This is a genomic window from Arthrobacter sp. JDC6 (assembly GCF_056484025.1).
On the sequence record NZ_CM151278.1, the window covers coordinates 2,239,856 to 2,257,650 of the forward strand.

Genomic DNA, 17,795 nt, shown 5'->3' on the forward strand with positions numbered 1-17,795 from the left:
GTTTTCGCTGGCTGGGGACTAGTCCGCGACCAGGTGGCTCTCGAACCTGACAATATTAGCAAACTCGGCGGGGTCGAGGCTTGCGCCTCCCACCAGCAGGCCGTCCACGTCGCGTTCCTGCAGGATCGCTGCCGCGTTGTTGGCCTTTACCGAACCGCCGTAGAGAAGGCGGGTCTTGCCGGCTGTCCCGGCACCGAACAGCGATTCCAGCTCGGCGCGGATGGCGGCGCACATTTCCTGTGCGTCCTCCGGTCCTGCCACTTCACCGGTGCCGATGGCCCAGACGGGCTCGTAGGCCACCACCAGTTCGGCGGCCTGTTCGGCCGTCAGGCCGGACACTCCGGCACGGAGCTGCTGCAGCGTGTGGTCGACGTGGGTTCCGGCCTGGCGGATCTCAAGGCCTTCGCCGACGCAGAGGACCGGGGTGACCCCGTGCCTGAAGGCGGCCTTGACCTTGGCGTTGAGGACGTCATCGGATTCGTTGTGGATGGTGCGGCGTTCGCTATGGCCCACCAGGACGTACTTGCAGCCGAGCTTGTTCAGGAACTGCCCGGAAATGTCGCCGGTGTAGGCTCCTGAATCGAACTGGGACAGGTCCTGGCCGCCGTAGGCGACCTGCAGGTCGTCGCCCTGGACCAGGGTCTGGACACCGCGGAGGTCCGTGAACGGCGGGAAGACGGCCACCTCGACGCGGCTGTAGTCGTGCTTGGCGTCGGAGAGGGTCCAGGCCAGCTTCTGCAGGAGCGTGATGCCCTGGACGTGGTCCATGTTCATTTTCCAGTTGCCCGCGATGAAGGGCTTGCGGTCGAAAGCGCCGTTCGTTGACGTAGTCACGTAATCTCCAAAAAGTTCTTGATATGTGTGCGGCCGGCAGGCTGCCGCGGGCAACCTGCCGGCCGGAGGACTGCGAAGTCCGTTTACTGCTGGGAAAGCAGCGGTGGTTCTACCGGCCTGGCCCTACCGGTCCAGGACGCTGAGGCCGGGGAGTTCCTTGCCTTCAAGGTATTCCAGGCTGGCGCCGCCGCCAGTGGAAATGTGTCCGAACTGGTCATCACTGAAACCCAGCGTGCGCACAGCGGCAGCGGAGTCCCCTCCGCCCACCACGGTGAACCCGCCGGTTTCGGTGAGGGCCTGGGCGATTGCACGGGTGCCGGCCGAGAATGCCTCGAATTCGAAGACACCCATGGGGCCGTTCCAAAAGACTGTCCGCGCGCCCTTGATCCGTTCGGAGAAGGCAGCCGCTGTATCCGGCCCAATGTCCAGGCCGATGCCCTGGGCGCCGAAGCTGCTGCCTTCAATGGCGTCGGCTGCCACGGTCTCGTGCCTGGCGTCGGCGGCGAACTTCTCTGCCACCACAACGTCCGTGGGGACAACGAATTCCGTGCCGGCATCGGCCGCGCGCTTCAGGTAGTCCTGGACGACGGTGATCTGGTCCTCCTCAAGGAGGCTGGAGCCAACCTTGTGGCCTGCTGCCGCCAGGAACGTGAAGAGCATGCCGCCGCCCACCAGGATGGTGTCAGCCTTGCCGATCAGGTTGTCGATGACCGCGAGCTTGTCCGAGACCTTGGAGCCGCCGAGCACCACCACATAGGGGCGCTGGGTGTCGGTGGTCAGCTTTCGGAGGACTTCCACTTCGGCGTGCACCAGGTCGCCCTGGTATGACGGAAGCCGGGTGGCGACGTCATAGACACTGGCATGCTTGCGGTGGACGGCGCCGAAGGCGTCATCCACGTAGGCGCCGTTGCCGCCGGTGAGCGCCACGAGCTCATCCGCGAAGGCTCCGCGTTCAGCGTCGTCCTTGCTGGTTTCGCGGGCGTCGAAGCGGACGTTCTCAAGGACCAGCGCTTCACCGTCCTGCAGCGACGCGGCGGCTGCCTTGGCGGCATCGCCGACGGTGTCGGCTGCAAGGGTGACCTTGAAGCCTGCCAGTTCGGCGAGGCGGTCCACTGCGGGGCGGAGGGAGCACTTGTCTTCCGGGGCGCCCTTGGGGCGTCCCAGGTGGGCTGTTACCAGCACGCGGGCACCGGCGTCCGTGAGCTTTTGCAGCACTGGCAGGGAGGCCTTGATACGGCCATCATCAGTGACTGTAGAGCCGTCGAGCGGCACATTCAGGTCACTTCGAACCAGAATGTACCGCCCGCGGACACCTTCAGCGATCAGTTCGTTGAGGGTGTGAGATGTCATGTGTCTAACCCTAGCCCAGCTTGGATGCGACGAGCTCCGTAAGGTCTACGAGGCGGTTGGAGTAGCCCCATTCGTTGTCATACCAGGAAACAACCTTGACCTGGTTGCCGATGACCTTGGTCAGGCCGGAGTCGAAGATGGAGGATGCGGGGTCGCCGACGATGTCGGAGGACACGATGGGCTCGTCCGTGTAGGTCAGGAAGCCCTGCAGTTCCTCGGATTCGGCGGCGCGCTTGAGGGCTGCGTTGACTTCCTCCACGGTGGTCTCGCGGGAGACGGTGACGGTGAGGTCGGTGGCCGAGCCGGTGGGCACGGGAACGCGGATGGCGTAGCCGTCCAGCTTGCCCTTCAGCTCAGGCAGGACCAGGCCGATGGCCTTGGCGGCGCCGGTGGAAGTGGGGACCATGTTGATGGCGGCAGCGCGGGCGCGGCGCAGGTCCTTGTGCGGGCCGTCCTGCAGGTTCTGGTCTGCGGTGTAGGCGTGGACGGTGGTCATCAGGCCGCGTTCGATGCCGAATTCGTCGTTGACCACCTTGGCCAGCGGGCCGAGGCAGTTGGTGGTGCAGGAGGCGTTGGAGATGATGTGGTGCGTGGCGTTGTCGTACAGGTTGTGGTTCACGCCCATCACGATGGTGATGTCCTCGTCCGAGGCGGGAGCGGAGATCAGGACCTTCTTGGCGCCGGCATCGATGTGCTTCCGGGCATCGGCGGCCTTGGTGAAGAAGCCGGTGGACTCGATGACGATGTCCACTCCCAGTTCGCCCCAGGGGAGGTTGGCGGGGTCGCGCTCAGCCAGTACCTTGACGACGTTGCCGTTGACGACGATGTTGCCGTCCTTGACCTCAATGGTTTCCTTCAGGCGGCCGCCCACGGAGTCGTACTTGAACAGGTGGGCCAGGGCTTCGGGGCTGGTGAGGTCGTTGACTGCAACGATCTCCAGGTCGGCGCCCTGTGCCAGGGCTGCGCGGAAGTAGTTGCGGCCAATACGGCCAAAGCCGTTGATACCAATACGGGTCGTCACTTTTTCAGTCTCCTTGGTGCTTTCAGAAGCACAACTAGTTGAGCGGGCTATCAAGCCAACTAACAGATCCCGCACGCCATTGGGCAGAGATGATTTACAAACGGAGGGCGACCAGCCTCATTGCTGAAGGCTAACCGCCTTCCGTGACCTATCTTACGTTTAACTGGGTCCGCCCCCGCAAGTGCGGGGGCGGACGGTCCACATTGCGGGTGGTTTAAGTCCGAATGTGAAGTTTGTTACAGCAGGGTATGGTACCGCCCACTACGGGAGGGTGATGAGTCCCGTGGCGTTGGTGCGTGCTGCCTCGAAACGCTTGGCAACGTCCGCCCAGTTGACGATGTTCCAGAAGGCCTTGACGTAGTCGGCCTTCACGTTGACGTAGTCCAGGTAGAAGGCGTGCTCCCACATGTCCAGCATCAGCAGCGGGGTGGTTCCCAGTGCCGTGTTGCCCTGCTGGTCGTACAGCTGCTCGATGACGAGGTTTCCGCCGATGGGCTCGTAGGCGAGGAAGCCCCAGCCCGATCCCTGGAGGCCCAGGGCAGCGGCGGAGAACTGTGCACGGAAGGCATCGAAGGAGCCGAAGGCGTCATCGATCGCGGCAGCCAGCTCGCCCTCGGGCTTGTCGCCGCCGTCCGGGGAGAGGTTCTTCCAGAACACGGAGTGGTTGATGTGGCCGCCGGTGTGGAACGCGAGGTCCTTGGAAAGCCGGTTGATGTTGGCGAAGTCGCCCTTTTCGCGCGCCTCGGCCAACTGGGCGAGGGCGTTGTTGGCGCCTGCCACGTAGGCGGCGTGGTGCTTGCTGTGGTGCAGTTCCATGATCCGCGCGGAAATGTGCGGTTCGAGGGCGGCGTAGTCGTAGCTGAGTTCCGGCAATACGTACTCGGTCACAAAATCCTCCAATATCGTGGACCCGTCAGGCCCGGTTGGTAACTCTCGGATTGTGCATCCGGGCAGCTGGTGCCCGGAATTATTTTTGATTCTATGGGGCGGTTACTCGTCCAGCATTTCGGGCGTCACATTGGCGTCCGTTCCGGGAATGCCCAGGTCAAGGGCGCGCTTGTCCGCCATGGCCAGCAGCCGGCGGATCCTGCCGGCAATAGCATCCTTGGTCATGACGGGGTCGGCCAGGCGGCCCAGCTCGTCCAGGCTGGCCTGCTTGTGCGCCACCCGCAGTTCGCCTGCGTACTTCAGGTGGTCCGGAACGTCGTCGCCGAGGATTTCCAGTGCCCGGTCCACCCTTGCCCCTGCCGCCACCGCTGCCTGTGCGGAACGGCGCAGGTTGGCGTCGTCGAAGTTGGCGAGGCGGTTGGCGGTTGCCCTGACCTCCTTGCGCATGCGGCGCTCCTCCCAGACCATCAGGGCGTCGTGGGCTCCCATGCGGGTCAGGAGTGCGGCGATGGTGTCACCGTCGCGAATCACCACCCGGTCCACTCCCCTGACTTCCCTGGCCTTGGCCTGGATGTCCAGGCGGCGGGCCGCGCCCACCAGGGCCAGGGCGGATTCTGGCCCCGGGCAGGTGACCTCCAGCGATGATGACCGGCCGGGTTCCGTGAGGGAGCCGTGGGCCAGGAAGGCCCCGCGCCAGACGGCCTCGGCGTCCGCCGCGGAACCGTTCACGACGGCGGACGGCAGGCCGCGCACGGGGCGTCCGCGTCCGTCCAGGAGGCCGGTCTGGCGTGCCAGCGCCTCGCCGTCACGGACTACGCGGACGACGTAGCGGCTGGCGCGCCGGAGTCCGCCGGCGGAAACGACGATGATTTCGCTTTGGTGTCCGTAGACCTCTGCGATGGCGGCACGGAGCCTGCGCGCCGTAGAGGCCAGGTCCACTTCCGCCTCGATGACGATCCGGCCGGAGATGATGTGCAGTCCCCCGGCAAACCGGAGCATGGCGGAAACCTCAGCCTTGCGCACTGATGACTTCTTGATGTCCAGACGGGACAGTTCTTCCTTGACTGATGCTGTCAGTGCCATGGCACCTTCCTAACTGTTCCCAAAAATGTCCTGGTACGCCGTCGCCAGCCGCAGCGGCTCGTGGACAGGGCGGCGTCCCGACGCCCCTACTTTACCCAAGACCACCTCTGCGCCGATCATGCCGGCGGCCTTCTCGAACTCCCGGCGGTCCGGTATGGAGGTGGGATCGGCCAGGACCACGTCCACGCTGAACTCCGGCGCGTAGCGCCGCAGGACGTGGAGATGGTCCGCCGCCGTCATGCCCGTGGTTTCCTTGGTGTCCGTGGCAAGGTTCATGGTCAGGCAGCGTTTGGCGGGGGTGCTGCAGAGGGCCTGGCGCATCTCCGGCAGGAGCAGGTGCGGCAGGACGGACGTGTACCAGGAGCCCGGACCCAGGACCACCCAGTCCGCCAGTTCGATGGCCGTCAGGGCGTCCGTGCAGGCCGGCGCCGCTTTCGGCAGGAGGCGGACCTCCTCGAGTGAGCCTGCCACGGCACAGCGGGCCTGGCCGTGGATGGTTTGCAGCGCGGTTGAGCCGTCAGGTGCGGTCACGCGCACATCACCTTCAATGGTGAGTGGCACGGTGGACATCGGCAGGACCTGGCCGCGGGCGCCCAGCAGGGCACCCGCCCATTTGAGCCCTGCGACGGTGTCCCCCAGCAGTTCCCAGAGCGTGACGATCAGCAGGTTCCCCATGGCGTGCTCGTCCAGCGATCCGCCGGGTCCCTTTGCGGCGCGGAACCGGTGCTGCATGACATCGCGCCAGGTACGGCCCCAGTCGGTGTCGTCGCAGAGCGCAGACAGCGCCATGCGGAGGTCTCCCGGCGGAAGGACACCGTACTCCTCGCGCAGACGCCCCGACGACCCGCCGTCGTCCGCCACTGTGACCACCGCAGTGAGTTCGGAGGTGAGCAGGCGGAGCGCGGACAGCGAGGCCGCAAGGCCGTGGCCGCCGCCCAGGGCCACCACGTTGGGGCCCTTGTCCTGCTGGCCCGAGCCCTTGCCGGCGGCAGGCGGCACCAGGGGCAGTGCTCCGGTGAAAAGTGCCATTATTCGCGGCCCAGATCCCGGTGCGCGGTGGTCACCGTGACCCGGGGGTACTGCGCAAGTTTCTTGGAAAGTTCCACGGCGACCGCAACGGAGCGGTGCTTGCCGCCCGTACAGCCGACGGCGATGGTGGCGTAGTGCTTGTTCTCCCTGCGGTAGCCCTCCAGGACGGGTTCGAGTGCCAGGACATACCGGTCCACGAAGTTCTTGACGCCTTCGGCCTCGAGCACGTAGTCGCTGACGTCCTTGTCCAGGCCCGTCAGCGGGCGCAGCTGCGGTACCCAGTGCGGGTTGGGGATGAACCTGACATCGGCCACATAGTTGGCGTCCACCGGCAGGCCGTACTTGAAGCCAAAGCTCATGACATTCAGCCGAAGCGCCACCGGACCGGTTTCGCTGAACAGTTCGGTGATGGCGGTGGCCAGCCCGTGGACGTTGTAGTTGGAGGTGTCGAGGACGACGTCGGAGCTGTCGCGCAGTTCCTGCAGCAGCTCACGTTCGGCAGCGATGCCGTCCAGGATGCGTCCGCCGCCCTGCAGCGGATGGGGCCGCCGCCCCTGTTCGAACCGCCGGACCAGGACGTTGTCGCTGGCGTCGAGGAACAGGACGCGGAAGGTGACACCGCTCGCGGCGAGTGCGCCCAGGGCTGCGCGGATGTCCGCGAAAAGGCCCTTGCTGCGGACGTCGATCACCACTGCCAGCCGGGGGATGGACTGCGGGGCGTGCGAAACAAGCTCCGCCAGCGTGCCCAGCATCTGGGGCGGGAGGTTCTCCACGACATACCAGCCATGGTCCTCCAGGGCGTCCGCGGCGGTGCTGCGCCCGGCGCCGGACATTCCGGTGACCACCAGCAGTTCCGCTTCGAGCGGTTTGACGGGCTCCAGCCCGTCCTGATCCGCTCCGGATCCCGCCGTCGTGTCTGCCATGAAGCCTGCCCCGTTTCCTCGTTGTCCACCGGCAGCCGTGATGGCACTGCCCGTCCTTTACCCTAGCTAAATTTCCGGGAACTCCGCTAAGTCTCGATGATTTCGCCGGTGGTCATGTTGATCGCGGGCACGGCAACGGCCTCGGGCCCGTCAGCGGCGAAGTGGTTCACGATGGCGCTGGCGAGTGCCGGACCAATCCCCTTTGCCTGCGAAAGCTCTTCCACGGTTGCGGCCTTCACGCCCTTGACCGATCCAAAGTGGGCCAGCAGGGCCTTGCGCTTGGAGGCGCCCAGGCCCGGAACAGCGTCCAGCGCGGACACGGCCATGGCCTTGCCGCGCTTTTGCCGGTGGAAGGTGATGGCGAAGCGGTGCGCCTCGTCACGGATCCGCTGGAGCAGGTACAACCCCTGGGAGGTTCGGGGCAGGATGACGGGAAAGTCGCTGTCCGGAAGCCACACCTCCTCCAGCCGCTTGGCCAGGCCCACCACGTAGACGTCGTCGATGCCCAGGTCCTTCAGGGCGCGGGCCGCTGCGTTCACCTGTGGCTGCCCGCCGTCCACCACCACCAGGTTGGGCGGGTAGGCGAACCTGGCCTTGGGTGCAGGAGTGGTGGTGTCCAGCACGGCGGCGTCCACGTCCCGTTCCAGGCCGTCGGATGCCAGGACGGATTCGTCCACCTGCGCGGACTTGTCCTGCAGGTAGTGGCGGAACCGCCGGGTCAGGACATCATGCATGGCCGCCGTGTCATCGGCGGCCGCGGGGCCGGTAATGGAGAACTTGCGGTAGTCCGACTTCTTGGGCAGCCCGTCCTCCACCACCACCATGGATGCCACCACGTTGGTGCCCTGGACATGGGAGACGTCGAAGCATTCGATCCGGAGCAGGGGCACGGGCAGGTCCAGTGCCTCCTGGAGTTCCTGGAGGGCCTGGGACCTGACGGTGAGGTCCCCGGCGCGCCGCGTCTTGTGCAGCTTCAGCGCGTGCTCGGCATTCTCGCGGACGGTGGACATCAGCGCCGCCTTGTCTCCGCGCTGCGGCACCCGGATGTCCACCTTGGCGCCACGGATGCCGCCCAGCCATTTGGCAAGGTCCTCCGCGTTGCTGGGCGCCACGGGCACCAGGACTTCGCGCGGCAGCCGGCCATGGGTGTCGCCGTCCTCGCCGTAGACCTGCTGGAGCAGGTGCTCCACCAGGTCCGGAGTGGTGAAGTCCTCCACCTTTTCCACCACCCAGCCGCGCTGGCCGCGGATCCTGCCGCCGCGGACGTGGAACACCTGGACGGCGGCTTCCAGCTCATCCTCATGCAGGGCGAAGACGTCTGCATCCGTGTCCTCGGACAGCACCACGGCGTTCCGTTCGAAGACCTTGCGCAGGGCCGTGATGTCGTCGCGGAGCCGGGCGGCGTGCTCATACTCCAGCTTCGCCACGGCGTCGGCCATCTGCTTTTCCAGCTTGTTGATGAACCGCTTGGCCTCGCCTCCCATGAAGGCGCAGAAATCCTCGGCAAGTGCCTTGTGGTCCTCCGGCGAGATCCGGCCCACGCAGGGCGCGGAGCACTTGTCGATGTATCCCAGCAGGCACGGCCGCCCGCTGGCCTCCGCCCGCTTGAAGACGCCGGCGCTGCAGCTCCGGACCTGGAAGACGCGGAGCAGGGTGTCCATGGTCTCGCGGATGGCCCCGGCGGTGTACGGGCCGAAGTAGCGGGTCCCCTTCCGCTTGTCCCCCCGCATGACCTGTACCCGGGGGTACTTTTCGTTCATGGTCACGGCGAGGTAGGGATAGGTCTTGTCGTCCCGGAACACCACATTGAACCGTGGCTTGAATTCCTTGATCCAGGTGTATTCCAGCTGCAGCGACTCGAGTTCGCTGCCAACGACCGTCCACTCGACGCTGCTGGCCGCGTGCACCATGGCATAGGTCTTGGGCAGCAGTCCGGCCGGGTTGGCGAAATACGAGTTCAGCCTGGACCGCAGGCTTTTCGCCTTGCCCACATAGATGACCCGGCCGTGCGGATCACGGAACCGGTATACGCCCGGGTTGGTGGGGATTTCACCGGTTTTGGGCCGGTAACTTGCTGGATTTGCCACCTATCAAGTCTACTGAGTCGCGCCGGGTCTCCCTGCCAGCCGGCCAGGACGGGGTCCGTTCCGGCTGTCCCTGGCCGGCTTGCCGGCTATTCCGGGGTCTTGCTCTGGTTGTAACTGGCCGAACGTTCCTGGCCGCTGAGTTCGGCGATGGCGTCCATGATGCGGTCCGTGACCTCGCGGCGGGCAGGCAGGGAGTGGTCCGGGCCGGTCTTGTCGAAGTACAGCGGCTCCCCCACCTTCATGGTGAAGTGCTGCGGCCTGACCCCCTTCTCGCCGGCGCGCTGCAGCTTCTCGGTGCCGATCAGTCCCACGGGAATCACCGGCGCCCCGGTAGTGAGCGCCAGCCAGCCGACCCCGGTGCGTCCCCGGTAGAGGATGCCGTCCCGGGAACGGGTTCCCTCAGGGTAGATGCCGATGCCGCGGCCTGACTCCAGGATGTCCAGCAGTGTCTTGAGCGCCTGGACACTTGCGGCCTGTTCGCCGCGCTCCACCGGAATGGAGCCCACGGATTCGAAGAACGCCTTCATGACCTTGCCCTTGACGCCGCCGGTGGTGAAGTATTCGGCTTTGGCGAAGAAGGCGACCGGCCGCGGCATCAATGCCTGGACGATCACGCTGTCGAAGAAGGACAGGTGGTTGGGAGCCACGATAAACGGGCCGTCGGAGGGGACATTGTCCAGCCCGACGACGGTGGGCCGGCAGGTGCCGGAGATCAGGTTGCGGGTGGTCCAGCGGACGGCATCAAACATTTCCATCGTTGCTCACCCCGCTCATTGCCGCGACGTGGACGGCCTGCAGACGCTCGATGACCGCGACCAGCTCCTCATCGGTGCTGACGACAGCCACGGAGCCGGCTTCCTCCAGTTCCCCGTCCGGAGCGAACCCCCATGCGACGCCGATGCAGTCCAGTCCGTTGGCGATGGCCCCGGACACGTCCTGGGCGCGGTCCCCCACCATAATGGCGTGCTGCGTGTCCAGGTCCCGCAGGGCGGCGGCGATGATCTGGGTCTTGCCCAGGGGAACACCGTCCACTGCCGCTTCGTCATCGCCGGAGCCGTGGATTCCGTGGAAGAGGCCGTCGATGCCATGATGCGCCAGCACCGTATGCGCCAGACGCTGTGGCTTTTGGGTGGCTACTGCCACAGGCCGGCCCGCTGCGGCGAAGGATTCAAGGATCCCGCGGATGCCCGGGTACAGCCGGCTTTGGGCGATTCCGGTGGCCACGTAGTGTTCGCGGTACCGGCGGACCACCTCTTCCAGGCGGCCCGCCGGTACCTTTGCCACGTTGAGCAGGGAATCGCTCAGCTTGGGGCCGATCATCGCGTTGAGCAGGTCCTGGCCGGGAACCGGGAGCCCCAGTCCGCGGAGGGCCGCGGCAATCCCCTCGGTTATGCCACCTGCCGGGTCGACAAGAGTGCCGTCCAGGTCAAAGATCACGGGCACTGTTGTTGAAGTCACCGGGTTAGTTTCTCATGACAGCAGGAGTGCCTGAAACTCGCATTCCCCGTGAGGAATATTTCCGTGGAATTTCCTCCGGTCAGCCGAGTATCTCGGCCAGGAACTTCCCGGTGTGGCTGGTGCCGGACTTGGCCACCTGCTCCGGCGTTCCGGCCGCGACAATCTGGCCGCCGCCCGAACCGCCGTCGGGCCCGAGGTCAACCAGCCAGTCGGCACTCTTGATGACGTCCAGATTGTGCTCGATGGTGATCACCGTGTTCCCCTTGTCCACCAGCCCCTGCAGGACCATCAGCAGCTTGCGGATGTCCTCGAAGTGCAGGCCAGTGGTGGGCTCGTCCAGGACGTAGATGCTGCGGCCGTTGGAGCGTTTCTGCAGCTCCGCCGCGAGCTTGACGCGTTGCGCTTCACCGCCGGAGAGGGTGGTGGCAGGCTGTCCGAGGCGGACATACCCGAGTCCCACGTCCACCAGGGTGTTCAGGTGCCGTGCGATGGGCGAGAAGGCCGCGAAGAACTCGGCGCCCTCTTCGATGGGCATGTTGAGGACGTCGGCGATGGTCTTGCCCTTGTAGTGCACCTCCAGGGTCTCCCGGTTGTAGCGCGCACCGTGGCACACCTCGCAGGGGACGTACACGTCAGGCAGGAAGTTCATCTCGATCTTCAGCGTGCCGTCGCCGGAGCAGGCCTCGCAGCGGCCGCCTTTGACGTTGAACGAGAAACGGCCGGGCAGGTAGCCGCGGACCTTGGCCTCGGTGGTTTCGGCGAAGAGCTTGCGGATGTTGTCGAAGACACCGGTGTACGTGGCCGGGTTGGACCGCGGCGTGCGGCCGATGGGGCTTTGGTCTACATGGACCACCTTGTCGAGGTGCTCCAGGCCCTGGACCGTCTTGTGCCGTCCGGCCACCTGCTTGGCGCCGTTGAGCTTGTTGGCCAGCACCTTGTAGAGGATTTCATTGACCAGGGTGGACTTGCCCGAACCACTCACGCCCGTCACCGCGGTGAAAAGACCCAGCGGGAAGGCTGCGTCGACGTTCAGGAGGTTGTTCTCCCGTGCGCCCAATACCTTGATCTCGCGCTTCTTGTCGTACTTGCGCCGCTGCCGGGGCACCTCGATGGCCTTGCGGCCGGACAGGTAGTCGCCGGTCAGGGACTCCTTGTTGTCCAGCAACTCCTTGTAGGTCCCCGAGTGGACCACCTGGCCGCCATGCTCGCCCGCGCCGGGTCCGATGTCCACGATCCAGTCGGCCACGTGGATGGTGTCCTCGTCGTGCTCCACGACGATCAGGGTGTTTCCCATGTCGCGGAGCCGGGTGAGGGTTTCGATGAGCCTGCGGTTGTCCCGCTGGTGCAGCCCAATGGAGGGTTCATCCAGGACGTAGAGGACGCCCACCAGGCCGGAGCCGATCTGGGTGGCGAGCCGGATGCGCTGCGCTTCGCCGCCGGACAGGGTGGCCGAGGGGCGCTCCAGGTTGAGGTATTCCAGCCCCACGTCCAGCAGGAAGGTCAGGCGGGCCTGGATCTCCTTGAGGACCTGGTGGGCGATCTGCGCCTCGCGCCCGGTCAGCACCAGGTTGTTGAGGAAATCCGCGCAGTCCCGCATGGGCAGGGCGGCAACCTCGGCGATGGACTTGCCGTTGATCAGCACCGACAGGGATGCCGGGTTGAGCCGCGCGCCGTTACAGGCGGGGCAGGGAACCTGCCGCATGTACTCCTCGTAGCGGTCGCGGGCCCAGTCGGAATCGGTCTCGCCGTGCTTGCGGTGGACGTACTGGATGGCGCCTTCAAACCCGGTGCTGTACTTGCGTTCGCGGCCAAAGCGGTTGCGGTACTGCACCACCACCTTGTGGTCCTTGCCGTGCAGGATGGTCTGGCGCACGTCCTTGCCCAGCTTCTCCCACGGCGTGGTCATGGAGAAGCCAACCTCCTTGGCCAGGCCCTCGAGGAGCCGGTTCCAGTACTCCGTGGTGGCAGTACCCAGTGACCAGGGCGCGATGGCTCCCTCCGACAGGGAGAGTTCCGGGTTGGGAACAATGAGTTCCTCGTCAACCTCGAGGCGCGTGCCGATGCCGCTGCAGGCGGCGCAGGCGCCGAAGGGGTTGTTGAACGAGAAGGAGCGCGGCTCGATTTCGTCGATGGCCAGGGGGTGCTCGTTGGGGCAGGCGAGGTTCTCGGAGAACGCCCGGATCCTTTCGGGGGCGTCCGCGTCCACGTCGACGAACTCCGCCAGGACCCGGCCCTCGGCCAGTCCCAGCGCGGTCTCGATGGAGTCGGTGAGCCGCTGGCTGATGCCTTCCTTGACCACCAGGCGGTCAACCACCACTTCGATGGTGTGCTTGAACTGCTTGCCCAGCTTGGGGGGATCGTTGAGCTGGACGAGGTTGCCGTCCACCCGCGCCCGGGAGTAGCCCTTTGCGGTGAGTTCCTTGAAGAGGTCCACGAACTCGCCCTTGCGGCCACGCACCACCGGCGCCAGGACCTGGAAGCGGGTTCCCTCGTCGAGTTCGAGGAGCTGGTCCACAATCTGCTGCGGCGTCTGCTTTGACACGGGTTCACCACAGACGGGGCAGTGCGGCCTGCCGACGCGCGCCCACAGCAGGCGCATGTAGTCGTAGATCTCGGTGATGGTTCCTACAGTGGACCGCGGGTTCTTGCTGGTGGATTTCTGGTCGATGGAGACAGCCGGGGAGAGCCCTTCGATGAAATCGACGTCGGGCTTGTCCACCTGGCCCAGGAACTGGCGTGCGTAGGCGGACAGCGATTCGACGTAGCGGCGCTGGCCTTCGGCAAAGATTGTGTCGAACGCCAGCGAGGACTTGCCGGATCCTGAGAGGCCGGTGAAGACGATCATGGCGTCGCGCGGCAGGTCGAGGTCCACGTTGCGCAGGTTGTGCTCCCGCGCGCCCTTCACCACAAGGCGGGAGAGGTCCGGGCGCTGCGGGGCGGCGGCGGCAGGGACCGCGAAGGACGTGGAGGGGGCAGGGGTTTCTTCAGCTACGGCTTTAGGCACCCCATTATGCTAATCGAAAACTTTTTCGAACACTCGCGGTTCCGCCGTCAGGAAACATCGTAGGCGGCCGCCAGGATTTTCACGGCCTCGGCAAAGCTGGCCCCTTGGGATTTGGCGACGGCGGCGTATGCGGCGGCTGCGGCGGACAGGCCGCCCAGGCGCTCGTCACGCGCGGCAACCACCGTACCGTTCCGGCCACGGGTGGTGACGATCCCGGCGGCCTCCAGTTCCTTGTACGCCCTGGCCACGGTGTGCGGGGCGACGTCGAGCTTCTCCGCCAGGGCCCGCACGGCAGGCAGCCTGGTGCCCGGCGCCAACGCGCCACTGTCCGCCAGATGGATGACCTGAAGCCGGAGTTGCTCGAACAGCGCCACGCTGCTGGCCGGGTTGGGGCGCCAGGACCCCGGGAAGTCGCCTGCGGCGCTCACAGGCCGCCCTCCAGGATGCCCGCACGGCCGTCGCGTTCGGCGAACTGTGCGTTGTACAGCCGGGCGTAGTAGCTGTTGGCGGCAAGGAGGCTGTCATGCGTGCCCTGCTCGACGATCCGTCCATGGTCCATGACGAGAATTAGATCAGCGTTCCGGATGGTGGACAAACGGTGGGCAATCACGAAACTGGTCCGCCCCTGGCGCAGCCGCTGCATCGCCTGGCGGATGAGCACCTCCGTCCTGGAATCGACCGAACTTGTGGCCTCATCCAGGACCAGCACACTGCGCCCGGCGAGCTGCGCCCTGGCGATGGTGATGAGCTGCCGCTGCCCCTGGCTGAGCTGCTCGCCGCCGTTCTCCAGGACTGTGTCGTAGCCGCGCGGCAGGGACCTGATGAAACGGTCCGCGTGCGTTGCCTCCGCGGCGGCAACTATGGCCGCATCGGCAGCGCCTGGCAGCCCGTAGGCGATGTTTTCCCGGATGGTCCCGGCAAAAAGCCAGGAATCCTGGAGCACCACGCCGAACCTGCCCCGCAGCTGGTCGCGGGGAATTTCCGCGATGTCCCTTCCGCCCATGGTGATCCTGCCGGACGAAGGTTCCAGGAACCGCATCAGCAGGTTCACCACGGTGCTCTTGCCCGCGCCCGTGTGCCCCACGATGGCCACCGCCTGGCCCGGTTCCACCGTGAAGGTGAGGTTGCTGACCGCCGGAACGGAACCGGGATAGCTGAAGGTGACGTCATGGAAGACGATGCGGCCGGCGGCGGGAGCGCCGGCCGCTGCGCCGGCCGGTTCCTGGAGGTCTTCCCCGGCATCGAGGAGCACGAAAACCCTTGCCGCCGAGGCTGCGCAGGACTGAATAACGTTGAGCAGGCCGCCGATTTGCCCCACCGGCTGGGTGAACAGCCGGCTGAATTGGATGAAGGCCTGGACGCCGCCGATGGTCATGGCGCCTGCGATGACCTGCAGCGCACCCACCACTGCGACAGCAATGTAATTGAGGTTGGACATCAGCACCATCAGCGGCTGGACCACACCGGCTGAGTACTGGGCTTTGGCTGCCGCCCGGGCCAGGCGGCCGTTGCTGCGGCTGAAGACCTCCGTGGCCTGCGCCTGCCGGCCAAAGGCCTTGATGACTTCATGCCCGCTAATGAATTCCTCCACGTGCGCGTTGAGTTCGCCGGTCTCCTTCCATTGCCTGGCGAAATGCTCCTGGGACCGCCGGGCCACCAGGACGGTGATCCAGGTGGAAACGGGGACGCTGGCAATGGCAATGGCCGCGAGCAGCGGCGAGATCCACAGCATCATGGCCAGCGACCCGCACAGCATCAGGACGGACACGATGAGCTGGGTCAGAACCTGGTTCAGGGCCTGGGCAATGTTGTCGATGTCGTTGGTGGCCCGGCTCAGGACATCCCCGCGGGAGCGTTCCCGGAAATACGTGGAGGGGAGCCGGTGCAGCTTGTCCTCAAGCGCTGCTCGCAGGCCATACATAAGTCCCTGCACCGCACGTGCCGTCAGAGCGCCCTGGATCCAGTTGAAGAGGGAAGCGAAAACATACATCAAGGCCACGGCTGCCAGCAGGACTCCGAGGCGCTGGTCCAGGCTTCCCTGGAAGATGCCCTGCACCACCATGTCCGTGGCGTCGCCCAGATACTTGGGGGCGGCAACGTTGACCCCTGCGAAGGCGCACGTTGCCGCCACGGCCCCCAGCATCTGCAGCCGGAACGGGCGCAGCAGGCCAAGGAGCCTGCGGGCGGTCGGCCAGAACCTGTGCGCCGATTCCGCGGATTCCTCCACCGCCGTCACAGCGTGCCGTCCAGCGCGAGCTGGGATTCTGCGATTTCCCGGTAGGTGGCGGACGTTTCCAGCAGCTCCCTGTGCGTTCCCTGCGCAACCAGCCGGCCGTCGTCGAGCACCAGGATGAGATCCGCGTCTTCGACCGCGGAAATGCGCTCGGCCACGATGATGACCGTTGCGGCGGCGAGCGCCTGGTCAAGTGCGCGCCGCAGCCTGGTGTCGGTGTCATAGTCCAGCGCGGAGAAGCTGTCGTCAAAGAGGTAGAGGGGCGCTTTGCGCAGGAGGGCCCTGGCGATGCAGAGCCTTTGCCGCTGGCCGCCCGACAGGCTGGCGCCGCCCTGGCCGACGGGGGTGGCAAGTCCAAGCGGGAGGTCGCGCATGAAACGCATGGTCTGGGCAGCCTCCAGGACAGCCCACAGTTCCTGGTCCGTGGCGTCGGGGTCCGCCATCCGCAGGTTGTCTGCGATGGTTCCCGTAAAAAGGTGGGAGTGCTGGGGCACGATAGCCATGGCAGCGCGGAGTTGGTCCAGGGGCAGGTGGCGGATGTCGTGGCCGGCAAGGGTGATGCGGCCGTGGGTGGGGTCCAGGAAACGCGGGATCAGGTTCAGCAGCGTGGTCTTGCCGCTTCCGGTGGAGCCCACGATTGCTGTGGTGGTACCGGGAGCTGCCGTGAAACTGATGTCCGCGAGCACGGGCGCTTCTGCTCCCGGATAAGAGAAGGCGACATCCTGGAACGCCAGCGTTGCCTGCCGCCCCGGCAGCACGGCGCCGGGCGGTGGAAGCGCGGCTGCCTTGTCACTGGCTGCCTTGTCACTGGCTGCCCTGTCGTTGGCCGCTCGGTCACTGGCCGCAGTGTGATTGCCCGGATCGCCGACGGACGGCTCGGTGTCAAGGACCGCCTGGATGCGTTCCGCGCAGACTGCCGCCCGCGGCGCCGTCATGAGCACGTACATGGACATCATGATCGCCAGCAGTATCTGCATGATGTAGGCGATGAACGCCGTGAGCGCCCCAAGGTTCATCTGGCCTGCCTGGATCCGGTGCCCGCCGAACCACACCACCGCAACCGAGCTGGTATTGACCACCAGCATGATGATGGGCAGCATCCCCGCCACCAGGAGCGCGGACTGCAGGTTGTTGGCGGTGAGGCCGGCGTTGGTTTCCGCAAACCGCCGGACCTCATGGCCCTGGCGGACAAAGGCGCGGATGACATCCACCCCGATGATCTGCTCGCGAAGAATCCCGCCGGACCGGTCCAGCAGGTCCTGGCCCTCACGGTAGAGCGGAATCAGCCGCCTGACAATCAGGTACATGATCAGCAGGAGCAGGGGCACGATGACGATCACCACCAGGGACAGCGCAACATCCTGCTGCACGGCCAGGACGATGCCGCCTACGCCCATGGCGGGCCCGGCAAAGAGCATGGTGAAGACAAGCACCGCGAAGGCCTGGATCTGCTGGACATCGTTGGTGGCGCGGATGGTCAGGCTCTGTGTTCCGAACAGGGCCACGTCCTGGGAGGACAGGGACTGGATCCGGGTGAAAACCTCGGCCCGCAGGCGGTGCCCGATCCTCATGGCCACCACCGCCCCGAGGTAGCCGGCAGCAATGGCGGACGCTGCCTGCACCACGGCAATGACGGCCATGAGCACGCCAAGGCGCGAGACCACCCCCGGCTCCCCTGCGACAATCCCGTCATCGATAATGGCGGCGTTCACGGTGGGCAGCAGCAGGTTTGCCGCCGCCTGGATCAGCTGAAGGAAAACGATCGCCCATACATACGCGTATTGACCGGCAAGCTGCCGCTTCACGAGTCCGACCAGCAAAATACCCCCTGTAAATGCATGGGCCGAAGAGGGGGCCAGCGGCTTGACCCCTAAACCACAGTCGC

The 17,795-nt window shown here is 65.8% G+C and carries 14 protein-coding genes; all 14 read right to left on the minus strand.

Going from position 1 to position 17,795, the window contains the following annotated elements:
* Positions 1-18: 18 nt before the first annotated feature.
* Entirely contained in the window at positions 19-834 is an 816-nt protein-coding gene (tpiA, locus tag ACV095_RS10475; RefSeq protein ID WP_018771977.1) for a triose-phosphate isomerase, read from the minus strand.
* A gap of 123 nt (positions 835-957) precedes the next feature.
* Entirely contained in the window at positions 958-2,184 is a 1,227-nt protein-coding gene (locus tag ACV095_RS10480) for a phosphoglycerate kinase (RefSeq protein ID WP_478223395.1), read from the minus strand.
* Positions 2,185-2,194: 10 nt separating this feature from the next.
* Positions 2,195-3,205, minus strand: a complete 1,011-nt coding sequence (gap, locus tag ACV095_RS10485; protein ID WP_018771979.1) for a type I glyceraldehyde-3-phosphate dehydrogenase — start codon at positions 3,203-3,205, stop codon at positions 2,195-2,197.
* A 261-nt stretch (positions 3,206-3,466) separates the two neighbouring features.
* Positions 3,467-4,093 carry a superoxide dismutase gene (locus tag ACV095_RS10490; RefSeq protein ID WP_018771980.1) on the minus strand — a complete coding sequence of 209 codons (627 nt, stop codon included), beginning with the start codon at positions 4,091-4,093 and terminating at the stop codon, positions 3,467-3,469.
* Between the two features lie 102 nt (positions 4,094-4,195).
* Positions 4,196-5,176 (minus strand): DNA-binding protein WhiA, encoded by a 981-nt coding sequence (gene whiA, locus ACV095_RS10495; RefSeq protein WP_015937022.1) that lies wholly within the window; start codon positions 5,174-5,176, stop codon positions 4,196-4,198.
* Between the two features lie 9 nt (positions 5,177-5,185).
* On the minus strand, positions 5,186-6,205 hold the full coding sequence (locus tag ACV095_RS10500; RefSeq protein ID WP_018771981.1) for a gluconeogenesis factor YvcK family protein: 1,020 nt from the start codon (positions 6,203-6,205) through the stop codon (positions 5,186-5,188).
* A complete protein-coding gene (rapZ, locus tag ACV095_RS10505; protein ID WP_018771982.1) occupies positions 6,205-7,128 on the minus strand; it encodes an RNase adapter RapZ in 924 nt (307 codons plus the stop codon). The genes ACV095_RS10500 and rapZ overlap by 1 nt, the downstream gene beginning before the upstream one ends.
* An 86-nt stretch (positions 7,129-7,214) precedes the next feature.
* A complete protein-coding gene (gene uvrC / locus ACV095_RS10510) occupies positions 7,215-9,215 on the minus strand; it encodes an excinuclease ABC subunit UvrC (RefSeq protein ID WP_478223396.1) in 2,001 nt (666 codons plus the stop codon).
* An 86-nt stretch (positions 9,216-9,301) separates the two neighbouring features.
* Entirely contained in the window at positions 9,302-9,970 is a 669-nt protein-coding gene (locus tag ACV095_RS10515; RefSeq protein ID WP_026266192.1) for a lysophospholipid acyltransferase family protein, read from the minus strand.
* Positions 9,957-10,673, minus strand: a complete 717-nt coding sequence (locus ACV095_RS10520; protein WP_478223397.1) for an HAD hydrolase-like protein — start codon at positions 10,671-10,673, stop codon at positions 9,957-9,959. The genes ACV095_RS10515 and ACV095_RS10520 overlap by 14 nt, the downstream gene beginning before the upstream one ends.
* A gap of 79 nt (positions 10,674-10,752) precedes the next feature.
* The gene (gene uvrA / locus ACV095_RS10525; RefSeq protein ID WP_478223398.1) at positions 10,753-13,677 is read right to left on the minus strand and encodes an excinuclease ABC subunit UvrA; all 2,925 of its coding nucleotides are present in this window, start codon (positions 13,675-13,677) and stop codon (positions 10,753-10,755) included.
* A gap of 47 nt (positions 13,678-13,724) precedes the next feature.
* Positions 13,725-14,105, minus strand: coding sequence for a GntR family transcriptional regulator (locus ACV095_RS10530; protein ID WP_478223399.1), 381 nt, complete (start codon positions 14,103-14,105; stop codon positions 13,725-13,727).
* Positions 14,102-15,913, minus strand: a complete 1,812-nt coding sequence (locus tag ACV095_RS10535) for an ABC transporter ATP-binding protein (RefSeq protein ID WP_056390226.1) — start codon at positions 15,911-15,913, stop codon at positions 14,102-14,104. Before ACV095_RS10535 ends, ACV095_RS10530 begins: the two co-directional genes overlap by 4 nt.
* Complete coding sequence (locus ACV095_RS10540; protein ID WP_478223400.1) at positions 15,910-17,730, minus strand: ABC transporter ATP-binding protein; 1,821 nt, start codon at positions 17,728-17,730, stop codon at positions 15,910-15,912. Before ACV095_RS10540 ends, ACV095_RS10535 begins: the two co-directional genes overlap by 4 nt.
* Positions 17,731-17,795: the final 65 nt, after the last annotated feature.

Coding starts and splice junctions, on each gene's coding strand:
- ACV095_RS10480 (WP_478223395.1), bottom strand. CDS start 2,184: ATGACATCTCACACCCTCAACGAACTGATCGCTGAAGGTGTCCGCGGG.
- whiA (WP_015937022.1), bottom strand. CDS start 5,176: ATGGCACTGACAGCATCAGTCAAGGAAGAACTGTCCCGTCTGGACATC.
- ACV095_RS10500 (WP_018771981.1), bottom strand. CDS start 6,205: ATGGCACTTTTCACCGGAGCACTGCCCCTGGTGCCGCCTGCCGCCGGC.
- rapZ (WP_018771982.1), bottom strand. CDS start 7,128: ATGGCAGACACGACGGCGGGATCCGGAGCGGATCAGGACGGGCTGGAG.
- ACV095_RS10515 (WP_026266192.1), bottom strand. CDS start 9,970: ATGGAAATGTTTGATGCCGTCCGCTGGACCACCCGCAACCTGATCTCC.